The sequence below is a fragment of the Ornithinimicrobium pulveris genome (assembly GCF_050261105.1).
Taxonomy (GTDB): domain Bacteria; phylum Actinomycetota; class Actinomycetes; order Actinomycetales; family Dermatophilaceae; genus Ornithinicoccus.
In genome coordinates this window covers 1,324,436-1,345,541 of record NZ_CP189837.1, presented here as the reverse complement: position 1 = coordinate 1,345,541, position 21,106 = coordinate 1,324,436, and the positions used below count along the sequence as shown (strand labels likewise).

The following is a 21,106-nucleotide window of genomic DNA, read 5'->3' as shown; positions in this document are numbered from 1 at the left end:
CGTCCCCGGTCGGGTCAGATGTCGAAGGTGACGCCCTGCGCGAGGGGCAGCTCGCCGGAGTAGTTCACGGTGGTCGTGGTCCGGCGCATGTACGCCTTCCACGCGTCCGAGCCGGACTCGCGCCCGCCACCGGTCTCCTTCTCGCCACCGAACGCGCCGCCGATCTCCGCGCCGCTGGTCCCGATGTTGACGTTGACGATCCCGCAGTCCGAGCCCGCCGGCCCGCAGAAGATCTCCGCTTCGGCCTGGTCCTGGGTGAAAATGCTGGACGAGAGTCCTTGCGGCACAGCGTTGTTCAGCGCGATCGCCTCGTCCAGGTCGCGGTAGGTGAGCAGGTACAGGATCGGCGCGAACGTCTCGGTGTGCACCACGTCGCTCTGCTCGGGCATCCGCACCAGCGCGGGTCGGACGTAGTACGCCCCATCGGCGGCCTCGGCCAGCTCCCGCTCCCCACCGGCGAGCACTTCACCGCCGGCCTCGACCGCCGCCTCGAGCGCGGCCCGGAAGGCCTCAAACGAGTTCTCGTCCAGCAACGGCCCCACCAGCGTCCCCTCCGCCAGCGGGTCACCCACCGACAGCTTCCCGTATGCCGCAACCACCCGGTCCGCCACCTCACCGACCACATCCGCGTGGGCGATCACGCGGCGCAGCGTCGTGCAGCGCTGCCCGGCCGTGCCCGCCGCGGAGAAGACGATCCCCCGGGTGGCGAGGTCCAGGTCGGCGCTGGGCGCCACGATCGCGGCGTTGTTGCCACCGAGCTCGAGCAAGCTGCGGCCGAAGCGCTCCGCCACCACCGGCCCCACAGTCCGCCCCATCCGCGTCGAACCCGTCGCCGACAGCAGCGCAACATCCGGTGAGGCGACCAGCGCCTCCCCGACCTCGGGACCACCCAGCACGACCTGCGACAGCGCGAGCTCAGCATGCTCGGAGTCCTCGATCGCCCGCTGCAGCAGCGCGTGGGCGGCGAGCGCGCACAGCGGCGTCTTCTCCGACGGCTTCCACACCACCGGGTCACCGCAGACCAACGCGATCGCGGTGTTCCACGACCACACCGCCACCGGGAAGTTGAAGGCCGAGATGACGCCGACCACGCCCAGAGGGTGCCAGGTCTCGGTGAGCCGGTGCCCGGGGCGCTCGGACGGCATCGTCTTGCCGTACAGCTGACGCGAAAGCCCCACCGCAAACTCGCAGATGTCGATCATCTCCTGCACCTCTCCCAGCGCCTCGGAGGTCACCTTCCCGGCCTCGATGCTGACGAGCGCGGCGAGATCGGTCTTGTGCTCGGTGAGCAGGCGCGACCAGGCCGCCACGAGCCCGCCACGCACCGGGGAGGGGGTGCTGCGCCATACCTGGAAGGCGTCGTGGGCGCGCTCGACCGCGGCCTCCACGTCGGCGGCCTCCACCCAGGCCAGCTGGGAGACGACCGTCCCGGTGATGGGCGAGCGCCCGGCGTGCTCCCCGGCGTGCGCGGCCAGGTCGACACCGCACGCCCGCGCCGCCTCCTCCGCCCGGGTCCGCAGGTCGTCGGCGCTCGGCAGGGTGGTGCTCACGTGGGCTCCTTGGGTATGCGGTGTGGCTGGGCGAGTCCTCCCGTCACCCTACGTGGGGCCTACGGTGGGTGCCGTGAGTGACCGAGGTGAGGCTGCGGCATACGGGATCCGGGCGGTGCGACGCGACGATGCGCCGGGCGTGCTGGCCGCCTTCGAGTCCGCGCCGGACATGGACCGCCAGGGCGACGTCACCGATCTGGCGAGCGCCGAGCAGTACGTCGCCTGGCTGTGTGAGCTCACCCGCGTCTCGGTGGCCATCGACCTGGATGGGCTGCTCGTCGGGCTCGTGGCGGTGACGGTCGACCAGGCCAACCGGAGCGGCTGGGTCTTCTACTGGCTGCACGCCGACCACCGTGGGCGCGGGTTGATGGCGCGTGCGGTCACGACCGTGTGCAACGACCTCCTGCACCCCGACCGGGGACAGGAGATGTCGTCACCGGAGACGCCGGTTGCGGGGAAACTGGACCGCCTCGAGCTCGGCCACCGGGTCAACAACCCCGAGTCCGGCGCCGTGGCCAGGGCTGCGGGTTTTGTCCAGGAGGGCCGCGAGCGCGGGAAGTTCCTCATCGACGGCGAGCGCATCGATGTGCTGACCTACGCACGCCTGACCACCGACCCGTGGCCGACGACCGAGCCGCTACCGGCCAGCCAGCACCACAGCACCCCACGCTGCTAGGTTCGCGACGGTGAGCGCTCCCGACCGCACCGACCCCGCCTTCGATGACGCCGTCCTCACCTGGCACGCCTGGCTCGACGCCCACCCCGAGCCGGCCTGGGCGGAGCACGCGACCCAGGACTACCTGATCGACCAGCTGGAGGCACACGGCATACGGGCTCGGCGGTTGCCCGACTCGACCGGCGCCATCGCCGAGCTCGGCTCCGGACCCCGGTGGATCGGGCTGCGCGCCGACCTGGACGCGATCTGGATGGGCGACGAGGACGGGTACGCCGTCCACTCCTGCGGCCACAGCGCCCACACGGCGATGCTGCTCGGCGCCGCCCAGCTGCTCGCCGCCGAGGAGCTGCCCGAGGGGACCGGGGTGCGCTTCCTGCTCCAGCCGGCCGAGGAGACCGGGACGGGGGCGCTGGCGCTGATCGACGCCGGCGCGACCGAGGGGATGACGCACCTGTTCGGGATGCACCTGCGACCCAAGGACGAGTTGCCGATGGGGCAGTTCGCGCCCGCTCTCCACAGCGGCGCCTCGCTCACCGGCGTCGTCACGATCACCGGCGAGGACGCCCACGGCGCCCGCCCCCACCAGGGCCGCAACGCGATCGACCCGCTCGTCGCGCTGCACCAAGTTCTCCCCACGATCCGGTTCGCGCCCGACGAGTCCTACTCGATCAAGATCAGCCGCATCCGTGCCGGCGGCAAGAGCCTCAATGTGATCCCCGGCAGCGCCGAGGTCGCCCTCGACGTGCGCGCGCAGCGCAACGAGATCCTGCACGCGCTGCAGGAGCGCGCCACCGAGGCGATCGAACAGATCGGGTCCCTGTATGCCGTGTCCGTCACCTCGACCTGGCGCGACCTCACCCCCGCGGCCGAGGTGCACCCGGAGGCGTCGGCGTTGCTGGCCGAGGCGGTGACCGAGGTGGCTGGAGCGGACGCGGTAGCACCGGAGGTGGTGACGCCCGGCGGCGACGACTTCCACTTCTATGCCTACCGGCAGCCCGATTTGCGGTCGGCGATGCTGGCGGTCCCGGCGCAGGTGGACCCCGGCCTGCACCACCCGAAGGCGACGTACGACACGTCCGTGCTGCCGACCGGGGCGCGCATCCTCGCCCGAGCGATCCAGCTCGCCGCCGCGCGTCCGGTGGGCTGAATAGGGAGCACAGCGCACGTCCGGTCGGCACGATTTCGACCGGACGGGCGGGACGCAGCGAATCCGGCCCACCGAACGCGCGGGACGCAGGTCAGTGATGCACGATCCATGCCTGCCCAGCCCAATCCCACGACTCCGGCGCTCCTGCGAGGCCGAACCACTCCTCCACAGCGGCCGCGACTAGGGCCTTCTGGTCAATCCAGCGGTCCTCAACCTCGTCCCAGACGGGCCGGACATTGATGCGGTCGAGGTCGATGAAGACCTCACCGTCGCTGGTGAAACCTGAGCCGTAGCGTCGGTCGTACGGAAGGTCGGGGGCGTACCTGTCGTCCGGATCGCGCGGGAACGCGGTGATATAGAGGAGACGGTGCCCCTCGGCGTCGACATGAAGGCTGCCCGGCGGCTCGGCGGCGATCAGAGCATCGATGTCGTAGGCCTCCTCGGGCGGCACCGGCTCCAGACGGGGCTCGGGATCGGGGTCCGGAGCCGTTCCATCCCACAGTCCCTCCTCGAAGCGCTGCAGCTTCCCTCGCACGACCGGGCGGTCGACGAAACCGAGAACGACCTCACGAACTCGCTTGCCCGCCCGCCAGCGCTCCCAGATCGACCCGTCGATGACCTCGGCCCAGGACACCCGGTGCAGCTCTGGCGCCGACGCACGCAGAACGCGCCACGGATCCTGCCGAGGGCGAAGCGGCAACTGGTAGCGGTCCGCGATCCAGGCATGTTTCGACGTGCGGCCGCTCAGAACCAGGTAGTCGTCCGACGACCCGTCGAGGAGCCGCCCAAGGGACAGCTCCCCTTCGACCGGAGAAATTTCCCCGTAGAGCGAGCGCAGCACGTCCTCCGGAGCTGGGAGGCCAGCCGAGTCCACCCACCGCAGCAGGTCATAGCTCTGTTTGTCGCCCATCAGACCTCGACGTCGTCGACGGCCTCGGTCGCCTGCAGGGTGTGGAAGTAGGCCGGCGGCTCGCGCCAGGGATCCTGCACGCCACCCTCGGAGGCGGCGGCCTCCTTGATCGCGGTCCAGACCCGCTCCGGCGTGCACGGGATGTGGACGTGTCGCACCCCGAGGTGGGCGAGCGCGTCGACGACGGCGTTCTGCACCGCCGGCGTCGAGCCGACGGTCGCGGACTCCCCGATCCCCTTGGCGCCCAACGGGTTCCGATCTGTGGGCGTCTGGGTCGTCGTCGCCTCCAGCTGCACCAGGTCGGCCGCGGTCGGCATCGTGTAGTCGGCGAAGGTCGAGGTGATCGGCTGCCCGGCCTCGTCGTAGACGAACTCCTCGAAGAGGGCCTGCCCGATCCCCTGCACCGCCCCGCCGTGCTGCTGGCCACGCACCAGCAGCGGGTTGATGATAGTCCCGCAGTCATCGACCTGCACGTGCCGCAGCAGCCTCACCCGGCCGGTCTCCACGTCGACCTCCACCACCGAGACGTGCGTGCCGAACGGGAAAGTCGAGCCGTCCTGGGCGAAGTCGTGGTCCACGGTCAGGTCCTCATGCGCCTTGGCCGCGACGTCCTCCCAGCTCACGCTGGCCGCCTCTCCCGGCACCCCGCGCACGCCGTAGCGACCATCGACCACCTCGACATCCTCGGTCGCCACCTCGAGCAGCTCCGCCGCGACCTCGATCGCCTTCTCTCGCAGCTCCACCGCCGCGAGATGCACCGCGCTCCCACCCAGCTGCATCGAACGTGCCCCACCGGTGCCGCCCCCGGAGCGCACCACCGTGGTGTCGGACTGGACCACGTCGATCTGCTCGACCGGCGCCCCGATCTGGTCCGAGACCAGCATCGCGTAGGCCGTCGCGTGCCCCTGCCCGTGCGCAGACGTCCCGGACAGCACGCTCACGCGGCCGTCCTCCGCGACCCGGATGCCCGCATACTCCTTGCCGCCGAAGCCCGTCACCTCGACATAGCTGGCGATCCCGATCCCCAGCTGCCAGGCTGCCCCGCTCTTCCGACGCCGCTCCTGCTCGGCCCGCAGTTCCTCCACGCCGGCCGAAGCGAGCGCGGCGTCCAGGGCGACGGCATACTCCCCCGTGTCGTACCGGGCACCGAAGGTGGTCTCGTGCGGAAAGTCCCCCGGCGCGATGTAGTTGCGCCGCCGAAACGCCTCCGGCGCTAGCCCCGCCACCCGAGCCGCGTGGTCGACCGCCCGCTCGATCATCGCCGCGGCCTCGGGCCGTCCCGCCCCACGGAAGGCCCCCGTCGGTGCGGTGTTGGTGAGCACCGACACCGCGTCATACCGGACCTGGGGGATGACATAACTGCCCTCGGACATGGTGCGCGTCGAGCCGGAGGAGAAACTCCCGCCGAAGCCGGCATAGGCGCCGCAGTCGCCGACCACCCGACAACGCATCCCGCTGATCCGGCCCTCGTCGTCCAGGCCGATCTCGACGTACTGCACCTGTCCCCGGCTGCTCATCGAGAGCATCGACTCGCTGCGCGTCTCGACCCAGCGCACCGGTCGGCCGAGGTGGCGCGCGGCCAGAATGATCGCGGAGTGCTCGGGGTTGATCCCAGCCTTGCCGCCGAACGCGCCACCCACGTGCGGCGCACGCACTCGGACGGCGTCCCGAGGCAGGGCCACCAAGGTGGCGATCAGGGTGCGGGCGAGATGGGGGTGCTGGGTGCCCATCAGCACGTCCATCCCCGTGAGCTCTCCCCCAGCCACCTCGGGCCGGACCAGGATCACGTGCCCCTCGATCGGGCTGGAGGCGACGCGGTTGTTCTCCATCCGCAGCCGGGCGACCGTCGCCGCCCCCTCCAGCGGGTCGGGGACCTCGTCGCCATTGGTGACCCCGATCACCACATTGGAGCCGAGCACCTCGAACTGCACCTCGGCACCCTCCTCCAGCGCAGCCTCCATGTCGACGACCGGTTCCAGCTCGCGGTAGTCCACGTCTACCAGCTCGGCCGCGTCCACCGCCTCCCGGCGGGTGCGCGCGACCACCAGCGCCACCGGGTCACCGACATAGCGCACCCGGTCGACCGCCAGCGCCGTGCGGGGCACGTCGTCATCGAGCTGGCTGAACAGCGGCACCGGCCCGCTCCCCAGGTCCTCCGCGGTCAGCACCGCGACCACGCCCGGCTCCTGGGCAGCGGCGCTCACGTCGATCCCGCCGAGCTCGGCGTGGGCGATCGGGCTGCGCACGAAGACCGCGTGCAGCACGTTCGGGTCGTCCTGATCCAGGTTGTCCACGAACCTCCCCCGCCCGCGCAGCAGGTCGGGGTCCTCGACCCGCCGCACCTCGGTGCCCAGGATCGAGCCGGCGCGCACGGGCGGCTGCGAGGACGACGGGGAGTCGGTGGACGAGCCAGGAAGCGTCATACGGGTCATCCTGCCAAGACGCACCGACACCCCGCCTTCTGCGCCGCCTCCGAGTCACACCCGTGACCACTCGTCCGGGCGCGTCGCGGGACCACCTGCCCCGTATGCCGCAACCCACCCGCCCTGGGACCCCCCTCACCCGCCCGGCGCACGTGTGTCGGTGCCGGTCGGCATGATGGTCCCCATGAGCCAGCCCCGCACCGATCTGCTCGATCTCGACTCGCTGCTGTCCGCCGAGGAGCTCGCGGTGCGCGACAGCGTGCGCGCCCTGCTCGCCGAGGAGGTCCTGCCCCACGTCGCGGGCTGGTATGAGGAAGGTCGCCTTCCCCAGGCCCGGGAGCTCGCCCTGCGCTTCGGTGAGTTGGGGCTGCTCGGCATGCACCTCGAAGGCTACGGGTGCGCGGGGATGTCCGCGGTGGAGTACGGGCTGGCCTGCCTGGAGCTGGAGGCGGCCGACTCCGGGATACGCTCGCTGGTGTCGGTGCAGGGTTCGCTGGCCATGTATGCGATCTGGCGGTTCGGATCCGAGGAACAGAAGCAGGAGTGGCTGCCGCGGATGGCAACCGGGGAGGCGATCGGCTGCTTCGGGCTGACCGAGCCCGACCACGGCTCAGACCCGGCCTCGATGCGCACCCGCGCCAGGCGCGATGGGGAGGACTGGGTGCTCGACGGGAGCAAGTTGTGGATCACCAACGGGTCGATCAGCGATGTCGCGGTGGTGTGGGCGCAGGCCGATGACGAGGAGAAAGGCACGACGATCCGGGGTTTTGTGGTCCCGACCGACACCCCTGGTTTCTCGGCGCCGGAGCTGCGCCACAAGATGTCGCTGCGCGCCTCGGTGACCAGTGAACTCGTGCTCGAGGGGGTGCGGCTACCAGCTGACGCGGTGCTGCCGGACGTGCGCGGGCTGAAGGGGCCGTTGTCCTGCCTGTCCGAGGCGCGCTACGGGATCGTGTGGGGCGCGATGGGCGCGGCACGATCGGCCTTCGAGACGGCGGTGCGCTACTCGATCGAGCGCGAGCAGTTCGGCCGCCCCATCGGTGGCTTCCAGCTGACCCAGGCCAAGCTCGCCCAGATGCACGGCGAGCTGGCCAACGGCACCCTGCTGGCGCTGCACCTGGGCCGACTCAAGGACACCGTCGGACTGCGGCCGGAGCAGGTCAGCGTCGGCAAGCTCAACAACGTCTCCAAGGCGATCGCGATCTGTCGGAACGCGCGCACGATCCTGGGCGCCAACGGGATCTCCGGAGAGTTCCCGATCATGCGGCACGCCAACAACCTGGAGTCGGTGCTGACCTATGAGGGCACCGAGGAGATGCACACCCTGGTGATCGGCCAGGCGCTCACCGGCCAGGCGGCGTATCGCTGAGGCACTCGCCCGAGCCGACCGGCTCAACCCCGGGCGCGCGCGAGGAGGCGGGATACGGCATACCCACCGGCCATCACCGCGCACCCACCCACGGCGCCGACGACGATCGACCCACGCCGCCCCAGCCCCTGCAGGAAGGGCCGTTCGCGCAGGTAGAAGTAGTTGGCGCCGGTCGCCTGGTTCACCCGGTCGGTGACCGCGAGATAGCCGAGGAAGGCGACGATCGAGGTGACCAGGCCCTCCCGTGTCGGCCACCACTCCTCGGTGACCGCGGCGAGCACCGGCAGCAGCAGCGTCACCACATGGTTGACCGCGAAACTCCAGCCCATCGCATGCGTGACCGGCGCATTCCCCCACGGATACGCCAGGCTGCCGTAGGCGAAGACGCCGAAGTGGAAGACGAGCTGCATCGCCCAGTCCGCGCCGGTGAGCAGCCAGACCAGCCCGACCAGCGAGGTCACCCGGCACACATGCAGCGGCAACCCCTGCTCAAGGCCCTCACGGTGGGTGAGGTGGTAGGAGTACATCGCCACCTGCTGCACCACGACCACCACGATCGCCAAGCGCCGCACCAGCTCCTTGCGCCGCTTGATGAGCTCCTTGCGGGTAAGCAGAAGCACGAGCAGCGTCAGGTAGAGCGCCAGATAGGCAGCATGGTCCCGCCCACCGATCTCCAGGAGCGGGGGCGGATGATGCCAGGACAGGACCACACCCCAGAGGGTACGTCGTGTGCCCGGGTCGCGCGGGTCCTCTCCTGTCGGGGTGCAGTCGCCCTAGCAGCTGCTCAGACGACGAGGACGCGACCGCCCATGCCCAGCAGGCCCTGGCTCCAGACCAGGTCCATGAAGGCGGTCGAGACCCGGGCGCAGCCGTGCGAAGCCGGCCAGGGCGGGATCGACTCCGAACCGTGGATGGCGTAGTCGCCGTCGTAGAACATCGGGCGGTAGAGCTTGCCGAGCTCACCGTCGCGCCAGCCGGAGCCGTCGGTGTACCAAATCGCGAAGTCGCCGGCCGGGGTGACCGCGACGTGGTCGTTGCCGCGGAAGGTGTAGGGCTCGCCGTTGCCGGTCGAGGTGTTGAGGACCATCGACGTGCCGCCACCGCGGACGACCAGCAGCAACTGGCTGCCCAGGTGCACCTCGATGTGGTCGCCACCGGCGGCAGCGGCCGGGCGGTAGCCGGTGGCGAGCGCCCCCGTGGTCAGCGGCCCGCAGATGCCGTCGCGAGAGAGACCGTGCGCCTTCTGCACCGCGTAGACAGCCTGCTCGGTGAGGTGGCCGAAGCCGCCGTCGGCGGTGCCGCACCAATACCCGTTCGCGGCGAGCTGCTCCTGGAGGACACGGACATCGTCGCCAGAGTCGCCTCGACGCCACTCGGTGCGCGGCGGGGGCGGCACGGGCTCCGGCTCGGGCTCCGGGGCGGCCTGGACCGGCTCGGGCACCGGCTCTGGCTCGGGCAGCGCGTAGGTGTCGTAGGAGTCCTGCAGCCCCCCGACCATCGCCCCCATCACCAGACCGAGCCCGCCCCGGATCATCGTGCGCCGGTGCAGCACCAGCTCACGCATCGGCACCGGCACGTCATAACGCTGCAGTCGCATCGCCAACCACCCCTCGGTGAGGACCTCGGTCGACCCGCGCCGACCAGAACACCCAGTAGACGCCGCAGCACCTCACTTCTGTTGCGCGCCACGCGCACACGATGCCGATTCGTGACCAATCCGACCGCGGTGCTCTAGTTTGAGCGCCATGGATCAACTCGCGGCGGGGATTGCCCAGGTCAACGACGTCTATTGGTATGCGGTGATCGCGCTCCTCGTCGGGGCGGGCCTGTGGTTCAGCCTGCGCACCGTCCTGGTGCAGATCCGGATGCTGCCGGAGATGATGCGGGCCATCACCGAGAAGCCGGTGGGCTCCAGCAGCGACGACAGCATCTCGGCCTTCCGCGCCTTCACCATCTCCGCGGCCAGCCGGGTCGGGACCGGCAATGTGGCCGGTGTCGCGGTGGCGATCGGTCTCGGCGGGCCGGGTGCCGTCTTCTGGATGTGGATGCTGGCCGTGATCGGTGGCGCCACCGCCTTCGTGGAGTCCACCCTGGCTCAGCTCTACAAGGTCCGTGGCGGCGACAGCTATGTCGGTGGCCCGGCCTACTACATCCGGGACGGGCTGCGGCTGCCCTGGCTGGCGGCCACCTTCGCGGTCATCATCACCTTCACCTACGGCTTCGTCTTCAACGCCGTCCAGGCCAACTCGATCTCGCACTCGGTCCAGGCCAATGTGGGTGGCGATGACCGCACGGCTGCCTGGATCGTGGGCCTGGCCGTCGCCGCGATCACCGGGGTGGTGATCTTCGGCGGCGTTCGCCGGCTCTCTGCCGTCACCGAGATCATCGTCCCGTTGATGGCGATCGTCTATGTGGCCGTCGCTCTCTTCGTGGTCGCAATCAACATCGATCAGGTCCCGGGGATGATCGCCACCATCGTGGGTCACGCGCTCGGCTTCCGCGAGATCGCCGGTGCTGCCCTCGGCGCGGCCCTCATGCACGGCATGCGCCGTGGCCTGTTCTCCAACGAGGCCGGTATGGGGTCGGTCCCCAACGCGGCGGCGACCGCCTCGGTCTCGCACCCGGTGAAGCAGGGGCTGGTCCAGTCGCTGGGTGTCTACTTCGACACCCTGATCGTCTGCTCGGCCACCGCCTTCATCATCCTGCTGAGCAACCCGCAGTACGGACTCACTGACCCCGAGGGCATTGCGCTGACTCAGAACGCCCTGCAGAGCCAGGTCGGCTCCTGGGCCGGGCCCTTCCTGTCGGTGATCATCTTCTTCCTGGCGTGGTCCTCGGTGCTGGGCAACACCTACTACGGCGAGGCCAACATCCGCTTCCTCACCGGCAACCGCGGCATGCTGCACGCCTTCCGGGTGCTGGTCATGCTCTGCGTCCTGGGTGGTGCGCTCGGCTCGGTCGCGCTCATCTGGAACCTCGCCGACCTGGTGATGGGCCTGATGGCCACCATCAACCTGATCGCAATCCTGCCGCTCGGCGGCCTGGCGATCGCGCTGCTCAAGGACTACGGCGAGCAGCGGGTGTCCGGCAAGGACCCCGTCTTCCACCGCGACCGCCTGCCGCAGGCCAAGGGTGTCTCGGTCTGGGGCGACGACGACATCGCTACCTTCACCACGCCGGCCGGGGACGCGCCGAAGGCCTGAGTCACCGCCCACCTCCGGGTCTGCCACACGGTCGGCATCACCTCTGACCGGCGGTCGAGCAACCCGTCGGTGGCCAGGCCTGTCGGCGACGGTCGTTACCCTTGCTGCCCGTGGACAACGACAGCGACGGCGGAGCAGGCAGGGGTAGAGGTATGGACAGCAGCTCGACGCGGATCGCGGTCCTGATCGACTGCGACAACGTCTCTGCCAAGCACGCCCAGGCGGTGCTGGAGGAGCTGGCCACCTACGGCTCCCCCACCGTCAAGCGCGCCTACGGCGACTGGACCACCACCCAGCTCAGTGGCTGGAAGGCCGAGCTGCACCGGCATGCGATCTCCCCCGTCCAGCAGTTCGCCTACACGACCGGCAAGAACTCCAGCGATTCCGCGCTGATCATCGATGCGATGGACCTGCTCTGGCAGGGCAATGTGGAAGCTTTCGCCCTGGTCTCCTCCGATTCCGATTTCACCCGCCTGGCCACCCGGCTGCGCGAGTCGGGCAAGAAGGTCTACGGCCTGGGCCAGCGCAAGACCCCCGAGTCGCTGCGCCGCGCCGTCGACCAGTTCATCTTCCTCGAGGTGCTCCAGGAGAACCAGGAGAGCTCGCGGGAGACCGAGCCGACGAGCGGCAGCACGGACAGCGGTGAGGGCGACGACATACAGGGCACCAGGATCAACCTGCAGAGCGCGCTGACCAAGGCGGTCAACGCCACCTCCGGCGACGACGGCTGGGCCGGGCTGGGCGCGGTCGGCCAGCACCTCAACCGGGCGCACGCCGACTTCGACCCCCGCGACTTCGGTCATCAGAAACTCAGCTCCCTCGTCGACGAGCAGCCCTGGCTGGAGACGCGCACCTCCGGCTCGCACCGCCAGGTACGACTGAAGTCGCGGTCCACCGGCAGGTCCACCGCGAAGAAGACGACCGCCACCCGTTCGACCTCCAAGACAGCCACCGCGAAGCGAAAGACTTCCACGAAGGGCGAGGCATGAGCACCGACCTGCTCGCGACGAGCGCAACCCTGGCCGCGGTGACCTCCTCGGCGAGCCCGCTGGCGACCGGTATCCCCTTCCCGGACATTCCGCGCGGCTTCTCCATCGGCCCGCTCACCATCCACTGGTACGGCCTGATGTACGCGCTCGGCTTCCTGCTTGCCTGGGTGCTCGGCACGGTGCGCGCGCGCCGCAGCGACAACGACTGGGATCCCGACGAGGTCACCGATCTCATCTTCTGGTGCGCGCTCGGCGTCGTGCTCGGTGGTCGCATCGGCTATCTGCTCTTCTACGGCTGGACGCGGATCGCCGAGGACCCGCTCTATATCGTGCGGATCTGGGAGGGCGGGATGTCCTTCCACGGCGGGCTGATCGGCGTCCTCGTCGCGATCTGGCTCTACGGCCGCAAGAGCGGCCGCGGGTTCTTCCGCGTCGGTGACTTCGTCGCACTCCTGGTGCCGCTCGGCCTGTTCTTCGGGCGGCTCGGCAACTTCATCAACGGAGAGCTGTGGGGCAAGGAGACCGACGTCCCCTGGGGCATGGTCTTCCCCGGCGCCGGCGACGTCCCGCGCCACCCGACGATGCTCTACGAGGCCGTCCTCGAAGGGTTGGTGCTGTTCGCGATCCTGTGGATCTACGCCGGCCGGCGACCGCCCGTGAGGGCGATCTCCGGCGCCTTCCTGCTCGGGTATGGCGTGTTCCGGTTCGCGGTCGAGTTCCTGCGGGTCCCTGACGTCCAGTTGGGCTACCTCGCCCTCGACTGGGTGACGATGGGCCAGATCCTGTCGACCCCGATGATCCTGTTCGGTGCCTACCTGATCTGGTCCGCCTACCAGCGACCCCGCCAAGATGCCGAGCCGCAGCGGGTGGAAACCGCTGACCAGCCGTGATCCGCGCCTGACGTTACGTCAGGAATTGTTACAACAACGTGACCGCGGGGTGATTGCGGCTGGCCACCCCTCGGTGTTCGCATAGGGGAATGCCCGGGTGACCCCTGCCCGGCTCGTCAGAGAAAGAGAGACGCACCGATGCGTAATCCCACCACCCGTCGCTGGGGCTTGTCCCTCACCGCGGGCATCACCGCAGTCACGCTGGCCGCCTGTGGCGGTAGCAACGGGGACGGCGGTGGATCGACCGACGAGGCCGGTGACGTCGACTGCTCCGCCTTCGAGCAGTACGGCGACCTGGACGGCACGTCGGTCTCGGTCTACACCTCGATCATCTCCCCCGAGGACGAGCCGCACATCGAGTCGTTCAAGCCCTTCGAGGAGTGCACCGGCGCGACCGTCAACTACGAGGGTTCGCGTGAGTTCGAGGCCCAGCTGCTGGTCCGACTCGAGTCCGGCAACGCCCCCGACATCGCCTACGTGCCCCAGCCCGGTCTGATCGCCCGTATCGCCCAGGACTTCCCGGACAAGATCTACGAGGTCGGCGAGGACGCCGCGTCCAACATCGACGAGTACTACGCACCGGAGTGGAAGGAGTACGGCTCGGTCGACGGCACCCTCTACGGCGCCCCGCTCGGCGCCAACGCCAAGTCCTTCGTCTGGTACTCCCCCTCGGCCTTCGACGAGGGCGGCTATGAGATCCCGGAGACCTGGGATGAGCTGATGGCCCTGTCCGACCAGATCGCCTCGGACCACCCGGACACCCAGCCCTGGTGCGCCGGCATCGAGTCCGGCGGCGCCACCGGCTGGCCGGCCACCGACTGGGTCGAGGACATGGTCCTGCGCACGGCCGGTGTCGACACCTACGACCAGTGGGTCAACCACGAGATCCCGTTCAACGACCCGGCGATCGTCGAGGCGATCGACAAGGCCGGCGAGATCCTGCGCGACGAGAAGTACGTCAACGGCGGCCTCGGCGGCGTGCAGTCCATCGCCACCACCCCCTTCGGTGAGGCTGGCCTGCCGATCCTGGACGGCGCCTGCTTCCTGCACCGCCAGGCCTCCTTCTACCAGGCCAACTGGCCCGAGGGCACCGAGGTGGCCGAGGACGGCGACGTCTTCGCCTTCTACCTGCCCGGCATGACCGCGGACGAGAGGCCGATGCTCGGTGGTGGCGAGTTCACCGTCGCGCTGGCCGACCCGGCCGAGCGCCCCGAGGTCGCGGCCCTGCAGGCCTACCTGACCAGCCCTGAGTGGAGTAACGAGAAGGCCCGCGTCACCGGCGCCGGCTGGATCTCGGCCAACTCCGGTCTGGACCCGGAGAACCTGTCCTCGCCCATCGACCAGCTCGCCTTCGAGACGCTGACCGATGAGTCCTACACCTTCCGCTTCGACGGGTCGGACCTGATGCCGGCCGCCGTGGGCGCTGGCACCTTCTGGTCGGAGATGACCGCCTGGATCGCCAGCGGCAAGGACACCCAGGCCGTCGCGGACGCCATCGAGGCGTCCTGGCCGTCCGAGTAAGTCACCGATCCATGTGAGTCGTGACGGGTGGAGGCGCATCGCCTCCACCCGTCACGCGCACCTGAAGCGAAAGTGAGCTGGCATGGAATATCTGCTCGGAGCTGATTCGTCCACGCAGAAGCTGGTCGTCATGGTCGTGGCGATTTTGCTCTTCGTCGGCGTCATGGCCTTGGTGCTGTTCGTGGCCGAGCTGCCCAAGATGCCGCGGTGGGCGACCACCCTGGTCTTCGTCGGGCCGGCGCTGCTGCTGCTGGGCTTCGGCCTGGTGTATCCCGCGATCAACACCGTCATCGCCTCGTTCAAGACCAACAACCTGCAGGACTGGAACGGGGTCAACAACTACGTCGCTGTCTTCAGCAATCCAGCACTGCGACAAGTGCTGCTGAACACCCTGCTCTGGGTGCTGCTGGTCCCGGTCGTCGCCTCGGCTATCGGCCTGATCTATGCGGTGCTGGTGGACCGCACCCGGTTCGAGAAGCTGGCCAAGACCCTCGTCTTCCTGCCGATGGCGATCTCGATGGTCGGCGCCGGCATCATCTGGAAGTTCGTCTATGACTACAAGCCGACCAACCGGCCGCAGACCGGTCTGGCCAACCAACTCCTGGTCTGGATGGGCTTTGAGAGTCAACAGTTCTTGTTGAACTGGCCAGCCAACACCTTCTTCCTCATCGCGGTCATGGTGTGGATTCAGGCCGGCTTCGCGATGACAGTGCTGTCCGCGGCGATCAAGGCGATCCCGGACGACATCATCGAGGCGGCCAAGCTGGACGGAGCCAGCAACATGCGGATGTTCCGTTCGGTGACCGTGCCCTCGATCCGCCCGGCCCTCGTGGTCGTGATGACCACGATCGCGATGTCGACCCTGAAGGTCTTCGACATCGTGTACTCGATGACCGGCGGCAACTTCGGCACGTCTATCGTGGCCAACGAGTTCTACATCCAGACCTTCCGCACCGGACAGCGCGGCATCGGCGCCACCTTGGCCGTGCTGCTGTTCGTCATGGTCATCCCCTTGGTGATCTACAACGTCCGTCAGATGAAGCTTGCGGAGGAGCAGCGATGACCAGCAACGCACCGGTCGCACCGGTCAAGGACGCGGACGGCGACGGCCGCAGCACCGGCCCCGCCAAGCCCCGCAAGCTGACGAAGGCCGAGCAGCGCGCCGTCGATGCCAAGACGAAGCTCTCCTCGCCCTGGGCCTCGGCGATCGCCATCATCATCGCCCTGCTGTGGACGATCCCCACTTTCGGCCTGTTCGTCACCTCGTGGCGCCCGGCCGGGGAGATCCGCACCAACGGCTGGTGGAACTTCTTCGCCAACCCGCAGGTGACCACGGAGAACTACCGCGAGGTCTTCACCGGTGGTTCGACGGCCTTCGGTGATGCCTTCATCAACACGATCGTCATCACCCTGCCGGCCGTGATCATCCCGATCACCCTGGCACTGCTGGCGGCCTACGCCTTCGCGTGGATGGACTTCCCGGGCCGCAACTGGCTGTTCGTGGCGGTCTTCGCCCTGCAGATCGTCCCGATCCAGGTCACCCTGATCCCGCTGCTGACCCAGTACAACAACTGGGGCCTGACCGGCTCGTTCTGGCCGGTCTGGTTGTCGCACACGATCTTCGCCCTCCCGCTGGCGATCTTCCTGCTGCACAACTTCATGATGGACATCCCGCGCACCCTCGTCGAGGCTGCCCGGGTGGACGGTGCCGGGCACGTGAAGATCTTCTTCCAGGTGCTCCTGCCGCTCCTCGTCCCCGCGATCGCGGCCTTCGGGATCTTCCAGTTCCTCTGGGTCTGGAACGACCTGCTCGTCGGTCTGGTCTTCGGCTCCAGCCGCGACATCTCACCGCTGACCGTGCGCCTGGCCGACCTGACCGGAACCCGCGGCACCGCGTGGCACCTGCTCTCCTCGGGTGCCTTCATCGCGATGGTCGTCCCGGTGACGGTCTTCCTGCTGCTCCAGCGCTACTTCGTCCGCGGCCTGCTGGCCGGTGGCGTCAAGGGCTGAGCAGCCCAACCCAGCACGACGCGAAGGGCCCGGTCCACCTGGACCGGGCCCTTCGCCATACCTCCCCCTCCTTCACCCCACCGAACGCGCGCCATGCTCCGCCCAAGCCCCACCGAACGCGCGCCATGCTGCGCGCAGGCCCCACCGAACGCGCGCGACCTCAGTCCGGCAGGTCCCCGGTCCGGCACAACTGGGCCCACCACCGGGCGCTGTCCTTGGGCGTGCGCACCTGGGTCTCGTAGTCCACGTGCACGATCCCGAACCTCTTGGCGTAGCCGAAGGCCCACTCGAAGTTGTCCAGCAGCGACCACACCAGATAGCCGCGCAGGTCCGCCCCCGCCTCGATGGCCTCTGCGGCTGCCCGTACGTGGCTGCGCAGATAGTCGATCCGCTCCTCGTCATGCACCATCCCGTCGTCGCCGACCTCGTCCGGCCACGCCATCCCGTTCTCGGTGATGACCAGGCCGGTCCCCCGCGGACCGGTGTAGTCCCGGTGCAGGCGCACGATCAGGTCGCGGAAGGCGTCCGGCGTGATCTCCCAGCCCATGTCCGTGACCGGTATGCCGCGTCGCACCACCTGCACGTCCTCGCACCCGACATTCGGGCTGGGTGGGTCGAACCGGCGGGCCTGCTCAGCGGCGGTGTGCATCGCGGCCGGCTCCGCCCCGGTGACCGCCTGAGAGGTGTAGTAGTTGACTCCGAGCACCTCGATATCGGCGCTGATCAGCTCCAGATCGCCGTCCTGCACCAGCTCCTCCGGCCACAGCCCGCCGAGGTCCCGCTCCAGCTCCGCCGGGTAGGAACCAGTCATCATCGGCTCCACAAAGATCCGGTTGGCCATCAGGTCCACGCGGCGCGCAGCCTCGACATCGGCCGCCGAATCGGGGTTTGCCGGCACAGCAGGGGTGAAGTTCAGGGTCGCCCCCAGCGTGAGCTCCGGGTCTCGCCGGCGCAGCTCCTGGATCGCCAACCCATGCCCCAACAGCAAATGGTGGGTGGCCCGGAGCGCCGCGACCGGCTCGGTGCGCCCGGGCGCGTGGACACCTGCGGCATACCCCAGATATGCCGAGACCCACGGCTCGTTGAGCGTGGTCCAGATCCGCACCCGGTCACCGAGCGCGTCATGCACGACGCCCGCGTAGTCGGCGAAGCGCAGCGCCGTGTCGCGCTCAGGCCAGCCGCCGCGGTCCTCCAGCGCCTGCGGCAGGTCCCAGTGATAGAGCGTCAGCCACGGCGTGATCTGTGCCTCGAGCAACTCGTCGATCAGCCGCGAGTAGAAATCGAGCCCCGCCGGGTTGGGCGTGCTGCCGTCGGGACAGACCCGCGCCCAGGACGTGGAGAAGCGGTAGGTGTCCAGCCCCAGCTCGCGCATCATCGCCACGTCATCGCGGTAGCGGTGATAGTGGTCGCAGGCGACCGACCCGTCGTCGCCATTCCACACCGCCCCCGGGGTGCGCGCGAACTCGTCCCAGATGCTGTCGCGGCGGCCGTCCTCGGTCGCCGCGCCTTCGATCTGGTATGCCGCGGTGGCAGCTCCCCAGCGGAAACCGGCGGGGAAGGTGGGTCGGGTCGGGCGCGGATCGTTCATGCTCCGATCCTGCCGCATCCCGTCAGAGGGCGCTGATTTTCATCTCCACCGAGCGCGACTCCCCGGGCCGGAGCAGGACCTCCTCGGGCTGCCGGTTGAAGGCGTCCGGGCCGCACGTCATCGGCTCGACCGCCACCCCGACCCGACCCAGCCGCTCGCCCGTGTAGACCTGCACCCACGGGGCTGCCGAGGTCAGCCGGACGCCGCCCGCGTGCGGATGGGTCAGGGTGACCTCCCACTCCGCATCCGGGAGGCCCGTATACGCGTGGTCGACTGGTCGTCCGCCGATCACCTGGGGGTGGCGCAGGTCGAGCTCGGTGCCGTCGACCGCAGACAGCTCGGTGGGAACCATCCGCTCGTCAGCACCCAAATAGGCACTGGCCGGGACGGTGATCGTGTACTCATCGACGGGACGGAGCCCGCAGGTCAGATACGGGTGGGCGGACGCTCCGAAGGGCGCATCGACGGGGCCGACGTTGGTGCCCACGACGTGGATCTGCAGGCCGTGGCGCGCGTCAAGGACGTACTCGACCCGGCAGCGGACCGGGAATGGGTAGCCCTCGCTGGGGGTCAAGTCGAGCACCCAGCACGCCTCGGCGTCGTCGATGTACTCAGGCTGCCAGTCCTGGGCGTAGCCGAAACCGTGGAGGGCGGCCCCCGTCTCCGCCTCGTTAACCGGCAGCTGGAGAGAGACTCCGCCCACGGCATACCGGGCCTGGGTGATGCGGTTGGGCCACGGGACGAGGACGGCCCCCTGGTAACCGTCGGAGCGGCCGTCCGGGTCGAACGGGACGATCAGGTCGCGCCCGCGGAAGGTGAGCGCGACAAGGGTGGCGCCGACCGAGGCGATCGTGGCCTCGTAGTCGCCGCTGCGAAGTCGGGTGATCGTGCCGTTCGCGCTCATGCTTTCCTCCACGCTCGGGGTCAGGGTGAGGCTAGAGCATGGGTGGCGACGCGCGGAAGGGTTCGGGCGCAGGAGACGACGCTGGTAGAATAGTCAACAGCGTCCCGCCCCGTCTCGCCTCGGGACGCTGATCCCAGCCTTTCGGCTGACAGGTCGCGCCCCCCATCCGTCGCTCGTCGACAGGTGGCGCTGCGCGCCGGGTGAGACGCCCTCATCATTCGTCTCGAAAGATCTTCGTGAGTACTTCTCGCTTCGCCGACCTCGGCGTGCCCACCGTCCTAACTGCCCCGCTCGCCGAGCGCGGCATCACCGACCCCACCCCGATCCAGGCAGCGACACTGCCGGACAGTCTCGCCGGCCGGGACGTGCTCGGCCGCGGGCGCACCGGGTCGGGCAAGACCTATGCCTTCCTGCTGCCCGTCGTGGCCCGCTTGATGCGTGAGCCGGCCGCCGCGACCCGCCGTAGCCGGACGCCCCGCGCGCTGATCCTGGCCCCCACCCGCGAGCTGGCGAGCCAGATCGCCGAGTCGCTGGCGCCGCTCGCGACCGCGGCCCAGGTGAGCACGGTCACCATCTTCGGTGGCGTCGGGCAGAACCCTCAGGTCCGTGCCCTGCAGGCTGGCGTCGACATCGTCATCGCCTGCCCCGGACGCCTGGAGGATCTGATCGGTCAGGGGTTTGCCGACCTGTCCGGGATCGAGGTCAGTGTCCTCGACGAGGCCGACCACATGGCCGACCTCGGCTTCCTGCCCGCGGTGCGGCGCCTGCTGGACCGGACCCCCAAGGGCGGTCAGCGGATGCTCTTCTCGGCCACCCTGGACGCGGGCGTGGATGTCATCGCCAAGCGGTATCTGGACCGGCCGGTGACCCACCACGCCGACTCGGCCCAGTCGCCGGTCGCCACGATGGCCCACCACGTGCTGCACATCGACTCAATTGACCGTCTCGGGGTGCTGACCGACCTGGGTGCTGCGCCCGGGCGGGTCGTGATGTTCACCCGCACCAAGCACGGCGCCAAGAAGCTGGCCAAGCAGCTCAACGGCGCCGGGGTGCCGGCGGTGGACCTGCACGGCAACCTGTCCCAGAACGCCCGGGTGCGCAACCTCGAGGCCTTTCACTCCGGGGCGGCCAGCACGCTGGTGGCGACCGACATCGCGGCGCGCGGCATCCACGTGGATGACGTCGCGCTCGTGGTGCACGCCGACCCGCCGGTCGAGCACAAGGCCTACCTGCACCGCTCCGGCCGCACAGCCCGTGCTGGCAACGAGGGCACGGTCGTGACGCTGATGACCGATGAGCAGGTGCGCGACGTGCGTTCGCTGACCCGCGCCGCCGGCATCAAGCCGACCACGACCAGGGCTGGTGTGGGGCATCCCATCCTGCGTGAGCTCGCTCCCGGTGAGCGCACACTCGTCCCCGGCGGCCTGACCCTGGCCCCGCTGCAGCAGCAGCCGGCTGGCTCCAGCAAGGGCGCGCAGTCCGGTGGCTCTGGGCGGAATGGCAAGCGTCGCGCGGGCGGTGGCGACGGCCGGGCGGGCGGTGGCAGTTCTGGTGGCGGTCGCGGCTCCGGTGGCGGTCGCAGCTCTGGCCGTGGCAACGGCGGCTCGACCGGCTCAGGCCGTGGCGATGCTTCCGGCCGCTCGGGTGGCTCCACCGGCTCGGGCGGCGGCAATGGTTCCGGCCGCGTCAGCGGCGCGCAAGGCTCCGGCCAGCAGCGCCGCGGCCGCAACGCCTCCGGTGCTGGTCGTGGATCAGGCTCAGGTCGGAACTCCGGCGCGAGTAGGTCCAGTGGCTCTGGCTCCATCGTCGCCTTCTCCACCTCTTCGCGCTCCGGCCGCCGCTGACGCCACCCAGCCGGGCCAGCTCTGAGACCGCTCACTCGAGCCCCGCTCTGATACCCAGGAAGCACCGTCAACGCGTCAAATC

Annotated in this window: 17 protein-coding genes; 10 read left to right on the top strand and 7 right to left on the bottom strand. The window is 69.5% G+C overall.

The window, feature by feature from the left end:
* Nucleotides 1-14 precede the first annotated feature (14 nt).
* Nucleotides 15-1,550: an L-piperidine-6-carboxylate dehydrogenase gene (amaB, locus tag ACQBAT_RS06150; protein WP_420746028.1), complete on the bottom strand. Its 1,536-nt coding sequence runs from the start codon at nucleotides 1,548-1,550 to the stop codon at nucleotides 15-17.
* A gap of 73 nt (nucleotides 1,551-1,623) precedes the next feature.
* Here amaB and ACQBAT_RS06145 point away from each other — a divergent pair, with 73 nt between their 5' ends.
* Both ACQBAT_RS06145 and ACQBAT_RS06140 read left to right on the top strand, forming a co-directional pair.
* Entirely contained in the window at nucleotides 1,624-2,226 is a 603-nt protein-coding gene (locus ACQBAT_RS06145) for a GNAT family N-acetyltransferase (protein WP_420746029.1), read from the top strand.
* 10 nt (nucleotides 2,227-2,236) lie between these two features.
* Nucleotides 2,237-3,373 carry an amidohydrolase gene (locus ACQBAT_RS06140; RefSeq protein ID WP_420746030.1) on the top strand — a complete coding sequence of 379 codons (1,137 nt, stop codon included), beginning with the start codon at nucleotides 2,237-2,239 and terminating at the stop codon, nucleotides 3,371-3,373.
* A gap of 91 nt (nucleotides 3,374-3,464) precedes the next feature.
* Here the strand turns inward: ACQBAT_RS06140 and ACQBAT_RS06135 are convergent, their stop codons facing one another.
* Nucleotides 3,465-4,214, bottom strand: coding sequence for a hypothetical protein (locus tag ACQBAT_RS06135; RefSeq protein ID WP_420746031.1), 750 nt, complete (start codon nucleotides 4,212-4,214; stop codon nucleotides 3,465-3,467).
* Between the two features lie 68 nt (nucleotides 4,215-4,282).
* On the bottom strand, nucleotides 4,283-6,706 hold the full coding sequence (locus ACQBAT_RS06130; protein WP_420746032.1) for a xanthine dehydrogenase family protein molybdopterin-binding subunit: 2,424 nt from the start codon (nucleotides 6,704-6,706) through the stop codon (nucleotides 4,283-4,285).
* Between the two features lie 184 nt (nucleotides 6,707-6,890).
* Between ACQBAT_RS06130 and ACQBAT_RS06125 the strand changes: the two genes are divergently transcribed.
* Entirely contained in the window at nucleotides 6,891-8,075 is a 1,185-nt protein-coding gene (locus ACQBAT_RS06125) for an acyl-CoA dehydrogenase family protein (protein ID WP_420746033.1), read from the top strand.
* A 23-nt stretch (nucleotides 8,076-8,098) separates the two neighbouring features.
* On the opposite strand, the gene ACQBAT_RS06120 is transcribed toward ACQBAT_RS06125, so the two are convergent.
* Nucleotides 8,099-8,785: a TIGR02206 family membrane protein gene (locus ACQBAT_RS06120; protein WP_420746034.1), complete on the bottom strand. Its 687-nt coding sequence runs from the start codon at nucleotides 8,783-8,785 to the stop codon at nucleotides 8,099-8,101.
* Nucleotides 8,786-8,859: 74 nt separating this feature from the next.
* Entirely contained in the window at nucleotides 8,860-9,672 is an 813-nt protein-coding gene (locus tag ACQBAT_RS06115; protein ID WP_420746035.1) for a L,D-transpeptidase family protein, read from the bottom strand.
* Nucleotides 9,673-9,820: 148 nt separating this feature from the next.
* On the opposite strand from ACQBAT_RS06115, the gene ACQBAT_RS06110 reads away from it, so the two are divergent.
* The 6 genes from ACQBAT_RS06110 to ACQBAT_RS06085 all read left to right on the top strand — a co-directional run bounded on the left by ACQBAT_RS06110 (nucleotide 9,821) and on the right by ACQBAT_RS06085 (nucleotide 16,688).
* Nucleotides 9,821-11,278 carry an alanine/glycine:cation symporter family protein gene (locus ACQBAT_RS06110; protein ID WP_420746036.1) on the top strand — a complete coding sequence of 486 codons (1,458 nt, stop codon included), beginning with the start codon at nucleotides 9,821-9,823 and terminating at the stop codon, nucleotides 11,276-11,278.
* A 152-nt stretch (nucleotides 11,279-11,430) separates the two neighbouring features.
* Nucleotides 11,431-12,267, top strand: a complete 837-nt coding sequence (locus ACQBAT_RS06105) for an NYN domain-containing protein (protein WP_420746203.1) — start codon at nucleotides 11,431-11,433, stop codon at nucleotides 12,265-12,267.
* Nucleotides 12,264-13,157: a prolipoprotein diacylglyceryl transferase gene (gene lgt, locus ACQBAT_RS06100; RefSeq protein ID WP_420746037.1), complete on the top strand. Its 894-nt coding sequence runs from the start codon at nucleotides 12,264-12,266 to the stop codon at nucleotides 13,155-13,157. The genes ACQBAT_RS06105 and lgt overlap by 4 nt, the downstream gene beginning before the upstream one ends.
* 138 nt (nucleotides 13,158-13,295) lie before the next feature.
* Complete coding sequence (locus ACQBAT_RS06095) at nucleotides 13,296-14,678, top strand: ABC transporter substrate-binding protein (RefSeq protein WP_420746038.1); 1,383 nt, start codon at nucleotides 13,296-13,298, stop codon at nucleotides 14,676-14,678.
* Nucleotides 14,679-14,760: 82 nt separating this feature from the next.
* On the top strand, nucleotides 14,761-15,741 hold the full coding sequence (locus ACQBAT_RS06090) for a carbohydrate ABC transporter permease (protein ID WP_420746039.1): 981 nt from the start codon (nucleotides 14,761-14,763) through the stop codon (nucleotides 15,739-15,741).
* Nucleotides 15,738-16,688, top strand: coding sequence for a carbohydrate ABC transporter permease (locus ACQBAT_RS06085; RefSeq protein ID WP_420746040.1), 951 nt, complete (start codon nucleotides 15,738-15,740; stop codon nucleotides 16,686-16,688). The genes ACQBAT_RS06090 and ACQBAT_RS06085 overlap by 4 nt, the downstream gene beginning before the upstream one ends.
* A gap of 160 nt (nucleotides 16,689-16,848) precedes the next feature.
* Here ACQBAT_RS06085 and ACQBAT_RS06080 read toward each other — a convergent pair whose 3' ends face one another.
* Both ACQBAT_RS06080 and ACQBAT_RS06075 read right to left on the bottom strand, forming a co-directional pair.
* Complete coding sequence (locus ACQBAT_RS06080) at nucleotides 16,849-18,276, bottom strand: GH1 family beta-glucosidase (RefSeq protein WP_420746041.1); 1,428 nt, start codon at nucleotides 18,274-18,276, stop codon at nucleotides 16,849-16,851.
* A gap of 22 nt (nucleotides 18,277-18,298) precedes the next feature.
* Nucleotides 18,299-19,180, bottom strand: a complete 882-nt coding sequence (locus tag ACQBAT_RS06075; protein ID WP_420746042.1) for an aldose-1-epimerase — start codon at nucleotides 19,178-19,180, stop codon at nucleotides 18,299-18,301.
* Nucleotides 19,181-19,416: 236 nt separating this feature from the next.
* On the opposite strand from ACQBAT_RS06075, the gene ACQBAT_RS06070 reads away from it, so the two are divergent.
* Nucleotides 19,417-21,024, top strand: coding sequence for a DEAD/DEAH box helicase (locus ACQBAT_RS06070; protein WP_420746043.1), 1,608 nt, complete (start codon nucleotides 19,417-19,419; stop codon nucleotides 21,022-21,024).
* Nucleotides 21,025-21,106: the final 82 nt, after the last annotated feature.